Genomic DNA, 16,708 nt, shown 5'->3' on the forward strand with positions numbered 1-16,708 from the left:
ATGTGCATCCGCGATAACCGCATAGAAAGCCTAGATTAACTTAAAGTAATACGCGTCGGAACTGGCTTACGCAACATGCTCGGCTATCTAAATCTTCTATATTGCACTTGCGAAACGATCTTCACGGGCGCAGCATGATGTCGCCTTTCAAGCATCCTCTCCTAAACTCAGGTCGGCCATCGTGCCGACCTTTTTTCCCCCAATAAGGCTCCGCAGCACAAGTGGCGGGACGCGTTCCACGCGGCTGGAGACTTCAGGCAGTGAGCATCTCAGCCGCAGCCGATCGAGCGGCGGTCGTGAACCTTGAAACCGTGTCGTGAGATCTCGGCTGGATGGCCGGTGCGATCAGGGCGTCATCGCGCATCGGGTGCTCCGCCTGATGGCGGGGCCGCTAGAGCCGCATCCCGAGACCGACGCCGAACACAAGCGGGTCGAGCGAAAGCTTCACGCGCTGGGTTCCCGCAGCTGCTGTATCGAGGCGGACGGTGGTGTCGATGTCGACGTATTTGACGTCGAGATTGAGGAATACACGCGGGGTGAGGTCGATGTCGGCGCCTAGCTGGGCGGCCCAACCGAAGCTGTCCTTCATGGTCACGCGGGTCCGGCCGACCGCGGATTGAAGTCCGCGGGACGCCTTTTCGTTCCAGAACACGGTGTAGTTCAGGCCGGCACCCACATAGGGTCGGATGGTCGAGGTGGGCGCGAAGTGATACTGGGCCGTCAAGGTCGGCGGAAGAACCCACGTGGATGCGAGTCTTCCGATGCTGCCAGTCGTTCCCGTGATTCCGTTCGCGCGATGTTTAGTCGTGGAGGCGATCAATTCGAAGCCGATGTTGTCGGACGCCATGTAGGTGACGTCGACTTCCGGCATGGGACTGTCATTCACCTTCACCGGCTCACCCGGAAATGCCGGAAGGACGCTACCCGATGCTTCGTTGGGCGCGACGAGGATGGCGCGTGCCCGCAGCAGGACGTCTCCTTCGCGTACGCCGACCCGTCGTGGCTCCTCCTTCGGGTTGTCGTTCGCCTGCGCCAACGCCGGCGTGGCCAGGCTGGCGGCGGCCAACGCCGTCATCCAGATCATTCCGTTCACCTTCGTCATCGTCTTGCCTCCTTGGCTACCATGGCGAAGCCGATACGACCTGAGCCCGTGTTCTGATTTGACCGGCGACAAGCAAGCCTTTGACGATGGTCAAAGGCGTCGGATTTCGAGACGACCATAGCGAGGGGGCCATGTGGACCTTCCATCCCGACTTGCTCGCCCGACCCGTTCCCCGTTACACCAGCTATCCCACGGCTGCCGAGTTCGGCCGCGAGGTGGGGCATGGGGACATGGCCGAGGCGTTGGACGCGGTGGCGACGGGCGCCGTGGTTTCGCTGTACGTCCACATCCCCTACTGTCATGCGATCTGCTGGTATTGCGGGTGCAATACGGCTGCTACCAACCGGACGGGCCGCCTGGAGGCGTATCTGACGCGGCTTGACGAGGAGATCACGCTGGTCGCGAGCCGGTTGGCGGGTCGTGGAAGCGTCGGTCGTATCGCATTCGGCGGCGGTAGCCCCAACGCCATGTCGCCAGCGTCGTTCAGGTTCCTCGTCGAACGGCTGCTCTCTCGGTTCGAATGCACGAACCCTGTCCTTTCTGTGGAGCTCGACCCTCGCGGGTTCGGACGCGACTGGGCGATGGCGTTACGGAGCGCCGGGGTCACGCGTGCGAGTCTCGGCGTGCAGACCTTCGATGAGCGATTACAGACCGCAATCGGCCGGTTGCAGCCGGAAGACGACATCAGGCGCACCGTGGAAATGCTGCGGGAAGCAGAAGTGCGGTCGATCAACTTTGATCTGATGTACGGTCTGCCAGGGCAGGAGGATGCGGATCTGGCCGCGACCTTGGAGACGGCTCTTGAGCTTGATCCGGATCGGATGGCGGTTTTCGGCTACGCGCATGTACCCGGCTTGATTCCCCGCCAGCGCCGTATCGACGCGCGTGCGTTGCCTGGTGTCGAGGCCCGCTTCGGTCAGGCTGCGCTGGCTCATCGCCGACTGACCGACGCGGGCTATTTGGCCGTCGGCTTCGATCATTTCGCCAAACCTGCGGACGATCTCGCGCGCGCAGCCGTCGACGGAACCCTACGGCGTAACTTCCAGGGGTTCACCGAAGACCAGGCGGACGTGTTGATCGGATTGGGGGCAAGCGCCATCAGCGCTTTCCCGGATCGCTTCCTGCAGGCGGAGAAGAACACCGGGCTCTGGCATGCGGCGGTCGGCACCGGACGCTTCCCTGTCGCGCGCGGAACACGACGGTCCAGCGAGGATCAGCTCCGAGGAAAGGCGATCGAGGCCATCCTCTGCCATGGCGAGGCGGATCTCGCCGGAGTGCCGCAGAGCGGGGCGATGCACGCTCGGCTGGTCCGCTTCGCCGAGGTCGGTCTGATCCAATGGGAAGGTTCGCGGATCGCGCTCCGGAACGGAGCGCTCCCGTACGCACGCGTGATCGCATCGGCACTGGACGTGCATCGTCATGCGGACGTCGTCCGCTTCAGCAGCGCCGTGTGACGAGCGCCGACCCGGTCAATTGGTGGAGGAAGGCTCAGCCGCCTGTAGCTCTCCTAAACCAAGTATGATCGGCGGTCGGCATCCGGAAAATTCCCTTCGGTGCCATCGGCGACGGAGTCAGCGACAACCGCGCGTACCGGAGTTATGATGGATCCATGAACCTCATCGACATCTGTGCTGATTGCTCGGTGCGAGATCGCTCGCTTTGCGGCAGCTTGGACAACACGGAGCTGCGGGCGCTCAACGCCGTAAGCCAGCGTCGCATCGTCCGACGCGGCCAAGCCGTTGCCTGGGCAGGCGACGAGGCGGTGATCTGCGGCAATCTCCTCGAAGGCGTGCTGAAGCTGGTCGCCACCACGGCGGACGGTCGCGAGCAGATCGTGGGTTTGCTGTACCCAGCAGACTTCTTCGGACAGCCGTATGCCGGCGAAACGGATTTCGATATTATCGCCCTCACAGATGCACAGCTCTGTGTGTTCCCTCGCCCGGCCTTCGAGCGCATCCTCGACGACCATCAGCGGATGGAGCGATTGCTTCTGCAACGCACCTTGGAGTCGTTGACGGAGGCTCGTGAACGGATTCTGGTGCTTGCGCGCAAGTCCGCTGGCGAGAAGGTCGCGGGCTTCCTAGTCGACATGGCCGTGCGGGCCGGCGAAAAGGGTTGCCGAGCGACCATCGGCGGACCGGTCACCTTCGACCTGCCGTTGACTCGCGGACAGATCGCCGATGTGCTGGGCATGACCATCGAGACGGTCAGCCGGCAGCTTACGAGACTCAAGGTGGAGGGTATCATCGCGCTGCCTGGGGCGAGGACGGTGACGATCAGCGATCACGTGGCCCTCGCCGCCCGCGCCGAGGCGGCATGATCTGCAGGGCTCAGGTCAGCGGCGCCGACTTGGCTGCGTTCGTTCGCGAAGGCTGTTGATCAGCGTCGAGCGGGCCTTCGCCGACAGTTGGTGCCGTGATAGCGCGAGGATCGCCAGTTCCTCGCAGTCCATTGCCTTTCGGCATCCATCGAAGAAGCAGCGCAACATGTAACCGAGCGCATCGGGCGATCGGGGTTCGTGTGGGACGAGAAGTCCACGGAGCGCGTCGACGAGATCCTGGGCGTGCATGGTATCCGCCAAGTGGCGCAACTGGATTTGCTTCAGAAGAACCGTTTCGAGCGAATTTGTCGCATCGTACAGTTCGGAGAGGGCGGGATAGGGCGGCGGGCCGACGGTATTCGTTGCGTATAGCTCTTCGAGCGTGCTGCAGATGCGCTCGACCAGCTTTTGGGACGGAATGCAGGGTAGCTCGTCCGCGCAAGTTTCGAGCAGATCGCACAGGTCGCCCAACTGCTGATGATCTGCGACGAGGCGGATCACATCCTCGTCCATGCCAGCGTGTTCGCGCGTCGCGGCGATGGACAGGACGGTGCCGGAGTGGGGACGAATCTTCATTGCCGACCTCTCATCCTGCTGCATCGTATGGCGCGTGGGAAGCGACCCTGCGTCGGTGAACTCCAAGACGCATTGACCGTCGTCAATTGCGTCGTGCGAAGCTTCCATGATCCTGTTCTGAGGGCGATTTCACGGATCACGGGCTCCTTCGTGACTGAAGCTCTGCTGTTCCGTGTTCGAAGCGTGGGGATCCTTATATGGCGCCGTCGACGAGGCTACGATTTACCAAGATGACGGCGCCGGCCGTTCGTGCGAACGGACATGGGCAGCGGGTTGCGGGGGAGGTGCTACCAAATAGGACGAGGGAAATGGCGCCCGGTTGAGACGTATCCAATGGCGCGGCGTCGAATGGGTTTAATTGACCTTCCGGGATGAGCAGGCCGGCGTTGGATCACACCCTTCCGCGCTCCTTGGTCGCGGCAAGCCTTACCCGCGCGGGGACGAGTATCCCTCTAACAGCCGCTGTGAGGTATTGGCATCATTTCGATTCAGGTCATAGGACGATCAGTTCGGTGCTTCGTCTTGCGGTTAGCCTAAGTCCTCGATGCCTAGGTCGTCGCGAAGCTTCGTCAGCGCGACAGCGAGCCTCGCGGTGCTGCGTTTAAGCTCCGACAGCATCGTCGATGCCTCAGTCTGCTCGACGACGACCATACTTCGCTTTGCCTTGCGATTTCGTATCGCGGTTTGGCGGATCATCGCGATCCACTTGCCATTCCGTTCGATGGCGATCCCTGCCACCCCATGGCACAGAGAAGGCCGCAGCCCGTCGTGCGTCCGGAATGCAATCAGCGTCTTCCAGACGAGCCGGCTTCGGTCGAAGAACGGTCCTTGCGGCCTCAGCACTTAGGTCAGATCCTCCAGCCGCCGTCCCACAAGGTGTCGGAGCTGGACGGTGCCGCCAAGAGCGTGTCCGGCAAGCAGCAGCAGCGTTTCCGTGACCCCCGCTTCCAAGTGGGCGTAGCAATGCAGGCACGCCCCACGCCATGCGTTCACGTCGGATGTGACCCGTGTCCAATCAGGACTGCTGGCGATCTCCCGAACTGGTGCGTGCATGTCCATGCGCGCGGTTATGACGGTTGACGCTTACCAAACTGTGGTGAACGGCCGCCTCGTTCGAGCACTCGGTGCTCGGTGCTCGACGTCGATCTACGACGATTGCGTCCTCTCCGATCGCTCGGATGGCCCTCGGTCCATAGGCTCGAGCGTCGATCATGAGCGAACGCCGCTGCCGGAGGTATCTGTCACAGCATACGGCCTTGTTGAGGAATCGTGCCAGGCTACCGGACGCGGCTGCACAATCCCGCTCGAATGTCATAGCCTCGCATGCCTGTTCTCATCTCATGCCATCCGATCTCGTTGGGTGGTGCTTTCAGCAGCTTCAGGGTCGACCCATCGCGTTGAACCACTCGATAGGCCAACATGCGCATACGCGGTTTCCGGCAGTCCGCCTCGAGGTGCGCGTCGGTCTGCTGTCCCTCCGCGTTAACGCCCTTCATCTCGACGTTCACGAAACGCACCCAGGCATTGACGATGTCTCCGGTACGCGCGGCGGACGTGCGATCGTAGAACCCGCCGTCCGGGGTTCGCTGAACCGGGAATGGCTGCCAGTCGATGATCGGTGGGGGTGTCGGCGTCGGTATGACCTGAAGGATGATCGGCAGGAGGATCATGACAACACCTCCAGCATGTAGTTCTTCAGTTCGGCCCGTTGACGCCGCAGCGACTGGATGCGCTGGAACCTATGCACGGGAAGGGCAGCCAGAGCAGCCGTCATGGCGAGGCCGGCGAGGAAATGAGGCGACAGGATTTGGCCGGCCATCATCATCGCGGCGATGGTCAGGGCGGCGTGGAGCTTCGTGAAGGATGCCGCCTCGATGAAACCCGAGGGCCCGAGCGTTATGATGCGACCCTGTCGGCCTGTTATGTTCGTGGCGGCGATCATCCTGCCGTTCACCTGATCCAGCCGGACGATGCTATCGGGAAGAACCGAGATCTCGGAAGGCAGCTCCAGGGTCATGTGACGCCCCACCTCATCTTCCAGGACGACGTTCACGACTCCCTGATGCGTGGTGTCGATGAAACCGCCGCCACCGGTGACGAAACCAGCGCCGTCGCTCGACAGCCCGAGGATGCCGGCGGTGCGCCCGGACGTGGTCGATTGCTGCTGGTAGGTGACATGCCTCACGCGCGCGATGATGCATTCGCCCTGATACGTTCTGCCGCCGATGCGACGAGGCGCCACCATCCAGCTCCGCAGTGGGAGGGATGAGCGATCGCCCTGGCCCGTGGTCGCGAGCCCCCCTTTCCAGTCCTGGTCGAAGTCGGTCGTGAGCGGAGGAATGGCGTCGCCGCAGCCCCCGCGTTTGCCCGTCGTTCCCGATGGTTGCCGTTCGATCCGACCCACGTGCGAGTCCCCGCTTCCGCGGTGCCGTTCGGCTGCGCTAGCCGGCGGCACCGCCCCAGTTGACGAGGCGGTGCCGGCCCGTGAGCCGGAAGTTGGAAACTCGCTATTAGACGAGCGCGGACGCCTTTAGGCCCGGAGGCCCTGGACATACGCGTCCGCCTCCCGGCCGAAACTGGTTCGGGCCGGGCGTACGGCAACTAATAGCGAGGTTTCCACGCCTCGGTCCGCGTGCTCGCGAACGTGGTGGTTCTAGTCTGAAACAGCGCAGCCGATCAATGCGTCATCTCACTACGTGGGTTAGGGCAACCGTTGCTTTTCCGTCGAGGAGGCCAAGCCGGGTTGCACACGTGATCGACCCAAAGATTTTCCGCGTTGGCTTCCGCTGAACGAGTCTCACGCACGTACGTTGAGGAAGCCTACGTTTGGAGGGGACTCGTCAACATGCTCGGCACGACATCTTTCAGCAACGAAAGCGCTCCCTCACCCGTCGTATGGCCGCCGGCTAGGACGAGCTTCGATGGCGTGGCCGCGCTGATCGACAACACGCGTGAATGGGGGAACGAGCATGACCGCTCTTCGCGCGATCAGCTCCTCACTCGCATGGCCGCCTACCTCGACGTTCCACGTCTGCCTGATCATCCAACTCAGGATCTACCTCGAACCGATTGCCTTCTCGTCCCGGGGGACACGTTGATTGCGGCGGGGTTGGCGTGGTCTGCGCATGGTAGGGCGATACTTGGCGGCATCGTGCCCGCGAGGTTCATCGGCACCAAAGCGATCACCCATCCGCTAATCGACGAGAACGCCGATCGTCCCCCTGGATGGTCCACCAGGATGGCGGAGTTGATGGGTGACGCCGCACTCAGGGGCTTCACCGCATTCACCCGGGCCGACGCCGGACGCGCCGGTAGGCAACTCCTGGCGGACGGCCCCATCAGGCTCAAGGACGTGTGGGGCAAGGCAGGCCTTGGTCAATTGGTCGTGCAGGACGAAGCCGAACTTGACGCCGCACTTGACCTTGAGGACTGGCCGGCGTTGGCTGGCGCCGGGATCGTCATCGAGGCGAACCTCAGCGACGTCGTCACGTATAGCATCGGATCGGTTCGGCTTGGGGACGAGAGCATAAGCTATTGGGGAAGCCAGAACCTCACGCACGATCATCAAGGGCGCGAGGTGTACGGCGGCTCTGATCTCTTCGTCATTCGTGGCGACTTTCCAGAGCTGACTGCGCTTGACCTGTGCCCATCCCTCAGCCGCGCGGTTCGATGTGCAACGACGTTCGATCGTGCTGCGCATCTCGCCTATCCCGACGTCAGGCTGACGCGGCGCAACTACGATGTCATCGAAGGTCTGGACCATGCAGGTGTGCGGCAGATCGGCGTGTTGGAGCAGTCTTGGCGGGTCGGGGGCGCAAGCGGAGCCGAGATCGCGGCGTTCGAAGCGCTACGCGCGGAACCGGATACGCCAGCGGTGCGATGCTCCACGGTAGAGATCTATGACATCGTGACGCCCCCTCCCGGTGCGGTCAATTATTATCAGGGCATTGATCCCCGGGTCGGGGCGATGACGAAATATACGGTAAGGCTGGCATGACGGATCTGACGAAAGTCGATGAAGGCAAGGTGCTTCTGCAGATCGGGGGCGAGAGGATCGCCGGAACCGTACTCAGCCCGGAGGCGCCGGTACCCGGCTTCCTCTTCATCCATGGATGGGGTGGCGATCAGGCTGAGGATCTTGCCCAGGCGGAGGAGCTGGCTCGACTCGGTTGTGTCTGCTTCACCTTCGACCTGCGCGGCCATGCCGATAGCGGGGCGAACAGGGAGGAGATCACCCGTCAGGACAGCCTCGACGACGTGCTGGCGGCCTATGACCATCTCGCCTCTCGGCCCCTTATCGAAAAGGCCGCGATAGGTGTCGTCGGCACCAGCTATGGTGGATACCTTGCGATGTTGCTGACGGCATTGCGGCCGGTCCGATGGTTGGCGATGCGCGTGCCTGCCCTCTACCCCGACGAGCATTGGATCACGCCCAAGGCTAGACTGGATAAGGAGATGGTCCACGCCTATCGCAAGCAACCGCATGGAGCGGGAGGCGACCGCGCCCTGGCCGCCTGCGCCCACTTCCGCGGTGACGTCCTGATCGTTGAGTCCGAAAAGGACGAGCAGATCCCACGTGAAGCACTGCTGTCGATGCAGGCCGCTTTCCGTCAGGCGAATTCGCTCAGCCACCGGATCATCCCGGGAGCCTCGCACGCCATGCGTGATCCTCAGCATCAACGGATCTACTCGACGCTGCTCACAGGGTGGATCGAGGAGATGGTCCGGGCCAGCCGACTGACCTATCGCTGATCAACTCGTAGCTCCCGGCAATGACCATAAGCGCGCAGGCGAGGTCCCCCGGACCCGATATTGTCCAGGTCACCATTGCATTTCGCCAGGCTTGCGAGCCATCTTGCGTTGCCATCGTGGTGCCGATAACCGTTTCTGCCGTAGGTGGCCGGGTGGCGGCGGTCACAACATGATGGTTGCGGCTCCTGACTGCCGGATCGACGTCATTCCGGTCAGTGGCAACGCCAGGACGTCTACGCAGGGCGTTAGGTCTTCCCGCGCGTAAGGGGCTCCCGATGGTAAAGGCCCTGGCCACTGGATCGGGACGGTTGCCGTTACACTCAAGCACCTGTTCGGATCGAGTCTGAGCGGAGCGTCCCGCATCTAGCGAGACGGCGGCGGCGACATCCACGCATTGACGTCACGCGATGCCTCAGACGGCTTCTTGTTTCCGCGGGCAGGGCAGGGGCCGAAAGGCAAGTTCGAGCGTTACCCCTGTTCGAAAGCATCGCGGCTCCGTGATGCTCGCTCCCGTCGATACGGAGATTTCCGATGCGCGCACTCTGCTGGCATGGAAAGGGCGACGTCCGCGTCGACACCGTTCCCGAACCCGAGATCCAGCATCCCCGCGATGCCATCATCAAGGTGACGGCGTGCGCGATCTGCGGTTCCGATCTCCATCTCCTTGACGGCTATCAGCCGACGATGGAGGCAGGCGATATCCTCGGGCACGAGAACATGGGCGTGGTGGTCGCGCTCGGCTCCGAGGTGACAAACCTCAAGATCGGTGACCGGGTCGTCGTTCCCTTCACCATCAGCTGCGGCGACTGCTTCTTCTGCCGCAAGGGTTTGTTCTCGGCGTGCGAGCGCACCAATCCCAACGCCGAGATGGCGATCAAGGCGATGGGTCACTCGCCGGCCGGCCTGTTCGGCTTCAGCCACATGCTCGGCGGCTATTGCGGCGGTCAGGCCGAGTACCTGCGGGTGCCCATGGCAGACGTCGGCCCGATCAAGGTGCCCGACAGCGTGACCGACGAGCAGGCGTTGTTCCTATCCGACATCTTTCCGACGGGCTACATGGCCGCCGAGAATGCGCAGATCGAGCCGGGCGACACCGTCGCCATCTGGGGCTGCGGACCGGTCGGCCAGTTCGCCATCCGCTCGGCGCTGATGCTGGGTGCGGGACGCGTCATCGCCATCGACGAGGTGCCCGAGCGTCTCGCCATGGCTGAGGCCGGCGGCGCGGAGACGATCGACTTCTCGCAGGTCGACGATGTCTATGACGAGCTGCAGTTCCGCACCAAGGGCCGCGGCCCCGACAGTTGCATTGATGCGGTCGGTTGCGAGGCGTCAGCCCATGGATCGGCGGATTCTGTCCTGGACAAGGTCAAGGCGGCGACGTTCCTCGCCACTGACCGGGTGCACGTCCTGCGTGAGGCGATCATGAGCTGCCGCATGGGCGGCACCGTGTCGATACCGGGCGTGTACGTCGGTATGGGCGACAAGATTCCGATCGGTGCGATGATGAACAAGGGTCTGACCATCAGGACCGGGCAGACCCATGTGCAGCGCTACACGGCGCCCTTGCTGGCGCGCATCGAGGCTGGCGATATCGACCCGAGCTTCGTCGTGACGCATCCCGCGAGCCTGGAGGACGCGCCCGCGATGTACGAGAAGTTCCGCGACAAGAAGGAGGGCGTCATCAAGGTCGTCCTTCGCCCGCATGGTTGACGCCCGCCGGGGTTAACGGGGACCACGCACCGGCCAGGTCGCCTCCGCACTGCTTATCTAATGAGAAGGCGGAGCTTGAAACGGGGTCCTTCAAGCCGCGCAGAAGAAGGATGAGTGATGACGATCAGACTGAAACCGCTGCGTGAGCAGGTCATCGTCGTGACGGGTGCGACAAGCGGTAATGGCTTGGCGACGGTGGAGGAGGCGATTCGACAAGGAGCGGCGGTCGTTGCCGCCGCCCGCAACGAAGCTGCGCTGGAAGCCATGAAGGCTCGTCTAGCGACCAGCGGCGGCCGTGTCGCGACCTGTGTCGCTGATGTCAGCGACGCCTCCGCGGTGAACCGGATCGTCGATGCTGCCACCACGGCGTTCGGCGGCTTCGACAGTTGGATCAACAACGCCGGCGTTGGTACCTACGGCACGCTCGAGCAGGTGCCGATCGAGGACCATCGACGAGTATTCGACGTCAACTACTTCGGCGCGCTGCACGGGTCGCTGGCAGCCGCTCGCCACCTCCGTGTTCGCGGCAGTGGCGCGATCGTCAACGTCGGATCCATCCTCGGCGACCGTTCGATCGTCCAGCAAGGGCCCTATTGCGCGACGAAGCATGCGGTGCAGGCACTGACCGACACGTTGCGAATGGAGCTTGAACGGGAGGGAGCGGGGATCTCGGTTACCCTCGTCAAACCGGGCGCGATCGACACGCCCTTCCCCGAGCACGCGCGCAACTTCATGGACCAACCACCGCGTTTGCCTCCGCCGCTCTACGCGCCGAGCGTCGTGGCCGATGCGATCCTGTTCGCCTGCGCCAATCCGCGACGGACCCTGTATGCGGGCGGCGGTGGACTGCTCTCGTCGATGCTCGGGCAGATGGCGCCGCGACTGACCGATGTCATCATGGAGATGACGGGCACGACTCTGCAGCAGAAGCCGAACGATCCGGGAGACGCCACGCGTCGCGACAATCTGCACCATTCGCGCAACGATGCGTTGCGCGGCAGCCAGAAGGTCCACGCGCGACGATCCAGTATCGCGCTGCAGATCCAGAAGACGCCTCCTCCGCTGCTCGCGCTTGCGATCTTCGGGGCCGGGGCGAGCGCCGTTCACAGCCTATGGGCACGCAGGCACCGATGACGGAGACCGCCCGTACGGAGCATTCGGCTCGAGGCTTCGACGTCGTGCTGGTCCTCAGCGGCGGTAACGCGCTTGGGGCCTTTCAGGCCGGGGTCTACGAGGCGCTCCATACGCATGATCTTCAGCCCGACTGGGTTGTTGGAGCGTCGGTTGGTGCCATCAACGCAGCGCTCATCGCGGGCTCGGCGCCTGAGGACAGGGTTGACGCGCTTCGTTTCTTCTGGAAGCCTCATGTCGTCGGATTGATGGATCTGGCGCATCCCTGGCTGTCGCCGGGCCTCGAGACCAGTCGTCGTTCAGCGGCCGCGGCGTGGACGGCGATCGCCGGACGAGCGGGCATCTTCGGTCCGGTCCTGTCGGCATCGACGCCTTGGCCGGATCATCGGCCTTCCGTTTTCGAGACGGAGCAACTCGGCGCATCGCTCGACAGCGCCATAGACTTCAAGCGACTAAATGAAGGTTCCTGCCGTTTTACGGCGACGGCCGTCGATCTGGAAACGGGTGACGACGTCATCTTCGATACCCAGACGCACGTCATCGGATCGCACCACGTCCGTGCCAGCGCCGCCCTTCCGGTGCTCTTCCCTCCAGTGGAGATCGACGGCAGATACCTCGTCGATGGCGGTCTTTCGGCCAACCTGCCCCTCGATCCGGTCCTGTCTGATCCACCAGCCCGTCCGACGCTTTGCATCGCGATCGACCTCCTACCGCTGGTTGGAAGGCTGCCCACGACACTTGGTGAGGCGGCGGGACGAATGCAGGACCTCGTTTTCGCGGCCCAGTCGCGACGCTCGATCACACGATGGCAAGAGCGCTTCAACGGGCGCGTGGAGCGGGGCGTTGCGCTGATGAGGCTCGCCTACACCCAGCAGGAAGACGAGGTCGCCGGGAAGGCGCTGGACTTTTCCGGGCCGACGGTCGAGCGTCGCTGGGCTGCCGGTTATGCCGCAGGGATGCGTGTGGTCGAGAAGCAGAGGCAAGGCGGCTTGGCGATCGGCACCGTGGGACTGACCCTCCTCTAGCCTTCGAGACGGCTTTCGGAGCCGCCGATGCATGCGCACCGCCGACTCCGACATGTTTTAACCGATCTGATCGATCTGCGCGCCGCTGTCAGGGCGAGCGGCGCCCAAGACCGGTTCCTCGCCGAGCGGCTCGTTCCTGAAGACCGTGAACTCGCCCCTGCCATCGATCGAGGGGCCGTGCGTCCAGCGACCTTCGGGGAAGGTGCCGTCCACAGAGGTCGCGTAGAAGTTGTAGTTGTTCTGCTCGTCTTCCATGCTCTGCGGGAAGCTGTTGGGGATCGGCAGGTTGGATTCCGCACCCAGCTCCTCGATGACCGCCAGCCATTGCTGCTGGTGCATGGTGTCCCGAGCGATCATGTAATGCAGCATCTTCTTCATGCCTTCGTCGTGGGCCGCGTTGAACAGGCGCACCGCGAGAACCCGGCCGGTGCTTTCGGCTGCGACGTTGCAGTACATGTCAGCGGCGACGTTGCCGCTGGCATAGATGTGGCTCATGTTGAACGGCACGCCGTCCGAGTCCACCGGCATCGCCGCAAGACCGGCCGATAGCAGGTTCTTGTGGATCATGCCCTCGATGGCGTGGCGGCCGTTGCCACCGCCCATGACGGCACCGACGATGCCGTCGGCAGCGCCTTCCTCCTGCAGAGAGGTGGGAGCCTTGTCGAGATTGAGCGCCACCGCGGTGGCGAGCATCTCGATGTGGCCGATCTCTTCGGTGGCCGTATGTAGCAGCATGTCACGATACTTCGTCGTGGGAGCGCGATTGCCCCATGCCTGGAAGAAGTATTGCATGCAGACGCGGATTTCACCTTCCACGCCCCCGATAGCCTGCTGAAGCATGGTTGCGAATGCCGGGTCGGGCTTTGCGACGGTGACGGGATACTGGAGCCGTGAATCGTGGTAATACATGCTATTTTCCTGCCTCAGGATGTCCTGCGCTACGCCGATCAACGATCTCGGCACAGCTAAGTTACCCCGCAATGAGGCTGATCTAGAGCAGCACGACGGTTAGCTGCGCGGTTCGAATGGGGTGAGGCTTTGCCTTGCGGCAGGAACGATGCGGGAGCGGCACTGGCGAGGCGGGTCCGGGTTTCTAGTTTCTCTCGCTCTCGACGTTCGCCTCGGACCCGATATTACCATCAGTCTTCCGAAGCTCACGCTTCAGAGGCCGGGCTCCCTGTTTAGAGGGCTTCTCATCTGTTTGCGGTGCCCCGTCATGACGGCAGGATGGCGGAGGCGAGGAACGACGACGCCAGGAGCAAACGCGAGACATCAGCACTGCCGTCCGGATGGCCAGATTTGTCTGAACTATTAGAACCACATCGTTGTCATCGACGAAGATGGCGACGCCTAGACTGGCCTGGCGACCGCGAAGGTCAAGGCAACCGCCGGTCCACCCCACCTCAAGGCTTGGCTAGCGAAGGCAGGTAAGCCCATCAACCTCGATCACTCGCATCGAGTGGTTGGCGCAGGCGGCACGGTTCTTGCGGTCACACCCTTCAGAGCACTGATCATCATCGGCCATGAAGTTGATGCGGATTAGGCAATCGGTCTGATTGATGCTAGCTTACATCAATCGCCGGCTTTCTCCCGCAGGCCTCGGCGACTGGTAGTCCTTCTAAGCTCCCGCTTGCAGATCTGTGAGTTCGGTCGTGAGTCATGCGGATAGCAACCCTCTTCAGTTGTTCCTTGATCGTCTGACGCGTCGCTCGATTCTCACGGCGGACGAGCGGAAAGCGGTCCTTGCTCTGCCAACTCAGGCGGTCGACGTGAAGGCGAGGCATGACTTCGCCTACGTCAACGAGGTAACGCCCTACGTCTGCCTGATAGCATCAGGCATCGTGGCCCGGTTCGCCCAGACCGACGGTGGCGCGCGGCAGACGACGGCGCTGCATCTTCCCGGAGACATGGCGGACCTGCATTCCGTAGTACGACCCATTGCCGTCGGCGGTCTGAATGCACTGACCGACGCGACGATCCTGCTTATCTCTAAGGGGGCGATCCGTAGCTTGGCGGCGCGCTTTCCGGGGATTGCGGAGGCATGCTGGCGCGACTGCATGCTCGATGCCGCCATCTTGACGCAGTGGGTCGTCAACGTCGGGCGACGGGATGCACGCGCCAGGCTGGCTCATATGTTTTGTGAGATGGCTTTTCGCTTGAGTACGGGTCGTGATCCGGTTCTGGACTATCCGCTAGACGTGACGCAGGAACAACTGGGTGATGCTGCGGCGCTGACATCGGTGCACGTGAATCGTACGTTGAAATCGCTGGGGGCCTTGGTTTTGGTACGATCTGGGCGTGTCGTCATCTACGATTGGGCAGAGTTGGCGCGTGTGGGCGATTTCGACGCGGCCTATCTGCAGGCTGATACGATCCCGGATCGGCAGAGACGCTTGATCACCGTCTAATCGAGCTAATGACAGGTCAGTGTTATTGGTCAGGTTTGTGATTAAATGTCATCCATCTAAGGGCTTGATGCGTTGAGCGCACCTCTGGGCAAGCGACATCGATTGCTGTTAATTGGCTTGCCGGGATCGATCTGCAGTAGCACTCAACGGACGACGCCACGCAGCGAGGCATAGAAGCGGTCATTCTCGGAAGACAGGCCGATCGTCACGCGGACCCAGTCGTTCAGTGGCGTAAACGAGTGCGTGATCCCGGTGCCCGCCGCCGCCGCGGCATGGACGCGACCCACCGGCGGCGTGCGGAGGAAAAAAGAAGTTGCCGCGAGCCTCGTGTGGCGAAGCGACAGCAAGTCAAGCGCCGCATGGACCCGGCAGCGCTCCGCGGCCGCCTCTGCGTGCACGAAGGCGACATGAGGCTGATCCCTCCCGTGGCTTTCGTCTACGCAAGACTTGGCATCACGAAGGAGCGCGGCGTGCCGATCCCCGCCGCCAGCAACGCCTTCGTCAGAGGCACCTGCGTGATCGGATAGCGGACCGAGAGGACCGCCAGCCCATAGATCTTAGCGAGTGCGGAACACGAGCACGCTGCGCCTCGCCCGCGCGTGGCGGATCGCCTACCGGCCGGTCAGGTCGTCAGATCTTTGAAACGCCTCGTTCACCGCCGCCAGCGTAAGCCCGGGCAATTCGGTCATGGATGCATGCCATGTTCCTACGGTGCTCACCGTGCCGTACGGATGGTGCCGATTGACCAGCCAGACGGCGAGCGTGTTGCTGTCCACCGCCCGCGCCAGCGCCGCCAGGTCGTTCTCCCGCCGCGTGTCCAGCGGCATGGAAAGGCTCCGGCCGCAGAGTGGGGCCGCGGCATCGATACGCGCTGTATAGCCCGAGGCGGAATAGACGATGCCCCCTCCTCCCACTCGTCTCCGCGCCAGGAACAGCCCAGCGCCTCCAGCACCTTGTCGATCACGAGCTGCTTGGACGAACGCCCTCCGGCCGGGCGATCCGGTGGACCAGCGCGTCGACCTCGCCGGGCTCGACCTAGCGTTCCCCGCCTGTCACGGCTGCGCGAACTGACCGGGGCGACGTTTGCCGACGGCCCTAGGGTGTTTTCATGGAGCGACAGCCGCGTGCGCGTCGCCGACATCGATCCTATTGCGGGGCGCGCGGGTCGAGCTGGGTGCCCGCCACCGCCTGGGGAAATAAGTCCTATCCCTTCGCCGAAGCGCGCAGACAGCGGCTGGAGCGTGCCGACGCGGGGAATGCCAAGATAGGATTGCTCCGTATCCCGCCAGATTGAGGGAACGGTTGAGGTTGACTAAGCGCGCGTTCTGCACCCAGCGAGGTGCCTATACTTGGCGTGCCTTGGCTGTAAGCGGGTCATCTGCTATTTAACACGATTCAGTAAGGACATCTAAGGTCTCTATTCCGCCTCGGAGTCCGTTCACCGTTCATCTTCGTCGACCTGGCGCTTCGCACTCTTCATATCGTGATCTTGTGGATAAAGCGGCTGTCGGGTTGGCGGCAGCGATGGTTTTGAACGGACGCTCGCTCAGAGGCGGGGAGAGGAACGCTTCTGGTGGACAGCGGGATGGCCGCTTTCGTGTGAAAATTTTGAAGTAGCGGACGTTGGTTAACGCGGCAGGGAAGGGACTTAGGGACAGCAGACAGCGCGGCTCGCTCCATTGTA

General features: G+C 62.9%; 16 protein-coding genes. 8 read left to right on the top strand and 8 right to left on the bottom strand.

Going from position 1 to position 16,708, the window contains the following annotated elements; genetic code table 11:
- Positions 1–391: 391 nt before the first annotated feature.
- On the bottom strand, positions 392–1,102 hold the full coding sequence (locus tag HD841_RS03920; RefSeq protein ID WP_257015205.1) for an OmpW/AlkL family protein: 711 nt from the start codon (positions 1,100–1,102) through the stop codon (positions 392–394).
- 131 nt (positions 1,103–1,233) lie between these two features.
- Here HD841_RS03920 and hemN point away from each other — a divergent pair, with 131 nt between their 5' ends.
- Both hemN and HD841_RS03930 read left to right on the top strand, forming a co-directional pair.
- The gene (gene hemN, locus HD841_RS03925) at positions 1,234–2,556 is read left to right on the top strand and encodes an oxygen-independent coproporphyrinogen III oxidase (RefSeq protein ID WP_179508088.1); all 1,323 of its coding nucleotides are present in this window, start codon (positions 1,234–1,236) and stop codon (positions 2,554–2,556) included.
- A gap of 155 nt (positions 2,557–2,711) precedes the next feature.
- Positions 2,712–3,422: a Crp/Fnr family transcriptional regulator gene (locus tag HD841_RS03930; RefSeq protein ID WP_179507552.1), complete on the top strand. Its 711-nt coding sequence runs from the start codon at positions 2,712–2,714 to the stop codon at positions 3,420–3,422.
- Positions 3,423–3,437: 15 nt separating this feature from the next.
- On the opposite strand, the gene HD841_RS03935 is transcribed toward HD841_RS03930, so the two are convergent.
- The 4 genes from HD841_RS03935 to HD841_RS03950 form a co-directional block, all read right to left on the bottom strand.
- Entirely contained in the window at positions 3,438–4,106 is a 669-nt protein-coding gene (locus HD841_RS03935; RefSeq protein ID WP_179507553.1) for a hypothetical protein, read from the bottom strand.
- A gap of 420 nt (positions 4,107–4,526) precedes the next feature.
- Complete coding sequence (locus tag HD841_RS03940; RefSeq protein ID WP_179507554.1) at positions 4,527–4,841, bottom strand: hypothetical protein; 315 nt, start codon at positions 4,839–4,841, stop codon at positions 4,527–4,529.
- 434 nt (positions 4,842–5,275) lie between these two features.
- Positions 5,276–5,668 (bottom strand): hypothetical protein, encoded by a 393-nt coding sequence (locus tag HD841_RS03945; RefSeq protein ID WP_179507555.1) that lies wholly within the window; start codon positions 5,666–5,668, stop codon positions 5,276–5,278.
- The gene (locus tag HD841_RS03950; RefSeq protein ID WP_179507556.1) at positions 5,665–6,402 is read right to left on the bottom strand and encodes a hypothetical protein; all 738 of its coding nucleotides are present in this window, start codon (positions 6,400–6,402) and stop codon (positions 5,665–5,667) included. The genes HD841_RS03945 and HD841_RS03950 overlap by 4 nt, the downstream gene beginning before the upstream one ends.
- Positions 6,403–6,924: 522 nt before the next feature.
- Here HD841_RS03950 and HD841_RS03955 point away from each other — a divergent pair.
- The 5 genes from HD841_RS03955 (at position 6,925) to HD841_RS03975 (ending at position 12,616) form a co-directional block, all read left to right on the top strand.
- Complete coding sequence (locus tag HD841_RS03955) at positions 6,925–7,995, top strand: DUF3182 family protein (RefSeq protein WP_179507557.1); 1,071 nt, start codon at positions 6,925–6,927, stop codon at positions 7,993–7,995.
- Positions 7,992–8,750: an alpha/beta hydrolase family protein gene (locus HD841_RS03960; RefSeq protein WP_179507558.1), complete on the top strand. Its 759-nt coding sequence runs from the start codon at positions 7,992–7,994 to the stop codon at positions 8,748–8,750. The genes HD841_RS03955 and HD841_RS03960 overlap by 4 nt, the downstream gene beginning before the upstream one ends.
- A gap of 531 nt (positions 8,751–9,281) precedes the next feature.
- Complete coding sequence (locus HD841_RS03965) at positions 9,282–10,460, top strand: zinc-dependent alcohol dehydrogenase (protein ID WP_179507559.1); 1,179 nt, start codon at positions 9,282–9,284, stop codon at positions 10,458–10,460.
- Between the two features lie 117 nt (positions 10,461–10,577).
- On the top strand, positions 10,578–11,594 hold the full coding sequence (locus tag HD841_RS03970; protein WP_179507560.1) for an SDR family oxidoreductase: 1,017 nt from the start codon (positions 10,578–10,580) through the stop codon (positions 11,592–11,594).
- Positions 11,591–12,616 carry a patatin-like phospholipase family protein gene (locus tag HD841_RS03975; RefSeq protein ID WP_179507561.1) on the top strand — a complete coding sequence of 342 codons (1,026 nt, stop codon included), beginning with the start codon at positions 11,591–11,593 and terminating at the stop codon, positions 12,614–12,616. Before HD841_RS03970 ends, HD841_RS03975 begins: the two co-directional genes overlap by 4 nt.
- A gap of 57 nt (positions 12,617–12,673) precedes the next feature.
- On the opposite strand, the gene HD841_RS03980 is transcribed toward HD841_RS03975, so the two are convergent.
- Entirely contained in the window at positions 12,674–13,525 is an 852-nt protein-coding gene (locus HD841_RS03980) for a manganese catalase family protein (protein ID WP_179507562.1), read from the bottom strand.
- 743 nt (positions 13,526–14,268) lie between these two features.
- Between HD841_RS03980 and HD841_RS20935 the strand changes: the two genes are divergently transcribed.
- Positions 14,269–15,024: a Crp/Fnr family transcriptional regulator gene (locus HD841_RS20935; protein WP_179507563.1), complete on the top strand. Its 756-nt coding sequence runs from the start codon at positions 14,269–14,271 to the stop codon at positions 15,022–15,024.
- Positions 15,025–15,167: 143 nt separating this feature from the next.
- On the opposite strand, the gene HD841_RS03990 is transcribed toward HD841_RS20935, so the two are convergent.
- Both HD841_RS03990 and HD841_RS03995 read right to left on the bottom strand, forming a co-directional pair.
- On the bottom strand, positions 15,168–15,422 hold the full coding sequence (locus tag HD841_RS03990; RefSeq protein WP_179507564.1) for a hypothetical protein: 255 nt from the start codon (positions 15,420–15,422) through the stop codon (positions 15,168–15,170).
- Between the two features lie 213 nt (positions 15,423–15,635).
- Positions 15,636–15,851, bottom strand: coding sequence for a hypothetical protein (locus HD841_RS03995; protein WP_179507565.1), 216 nt, complete (start codon positions 15,849–15,851; stop codon positions 15,636–15,638).
- Positions 15,852–16,708: the final 857 nt, after the last annotated feature.

Source organism: Sphingomonas melonis (assembly GCF_013409985.1).
Lineage (GTDB): Bacteria > Pseudomonadota > Alphaproteobacteria > Sphingomonadales > Sphingomonadaceae > Sphingomonas > Sphingomonas melonis_A.

Coding starts and splice junctions, on each gene's coding strand:
- HD841_RS03980 (WP_179507562.1), bottom strand. CDS start 13,525: ATGTATTACCACGATTCACGGCTCCAGTATCCCGTCACCGTCGCAAAG.
- HD841_RS03995 (WP_179507565.1), bottom strand. CDS start 15,851: ATGCCGCTGGACACGCGGCGGGAGAACGACCTGGCGGCGCTGGCGCGG.
- HD841_RS03965 (WP_179507559.1), top strand. CDS start 9,282: ATGCGCGCACTCTGCTGGCATGGAAAGGGCGACGTCCGCGTCGACACC.
- hemN (WP_179508088.1), top strand. CDS start 1,234: ATGTGGACCTTCCATCCCGACTTGCTCGCCCGACCCGTTCCCCGTTAC.
- HD841_RS03975 (WP_179507561.1), top strand. CDS start 11,591: ATGACGGAGACCGCCCGTACGGAGCATTCGGCTCGAGGCTTCGACGTC.
- HD841_RS03960 (WP_179507558.1), top strand. CDS start 7,992: ATGACGGATCTGACGAAAGTCGATGAAGGCAAGGTGCTTCTGCAGATC.
- HD841_RS03935 (WP_179507553.1), bottom strand. CDS start 4,106: ATGGAAGCTTCGCACGACGCAATTGACGACGGTCAATGCGTCTTGGAG.
- HD841_RS03930 (WP_179507552.1), top strand. CDS start 2,712: ATGAACCTCATCGACATCTGTGCTGATTGCTCGGTGCGAGATCGCTCG.
- HD841_RS03920 (WP_257015205.1), bottom strand. CDS start 1,102: ATGACGAAGGTGAACGGAATGATCTGGATGACGGCGTTGGCCGCCGCC.
- HD841_RS03970 (WP_179507560.1), top strand. CDS start 10,578: ATGACGATCAGACTGAAACCGCTGCGTGAGCAGGTCATCGTCGTGACG.
- HD841_RS03945 (WP_179507555.1), bottom strand. CDS start 5,668: ATGATCCTCCTGCCGATCATCCTTCAGGTCATACCGACGCCGACACCC.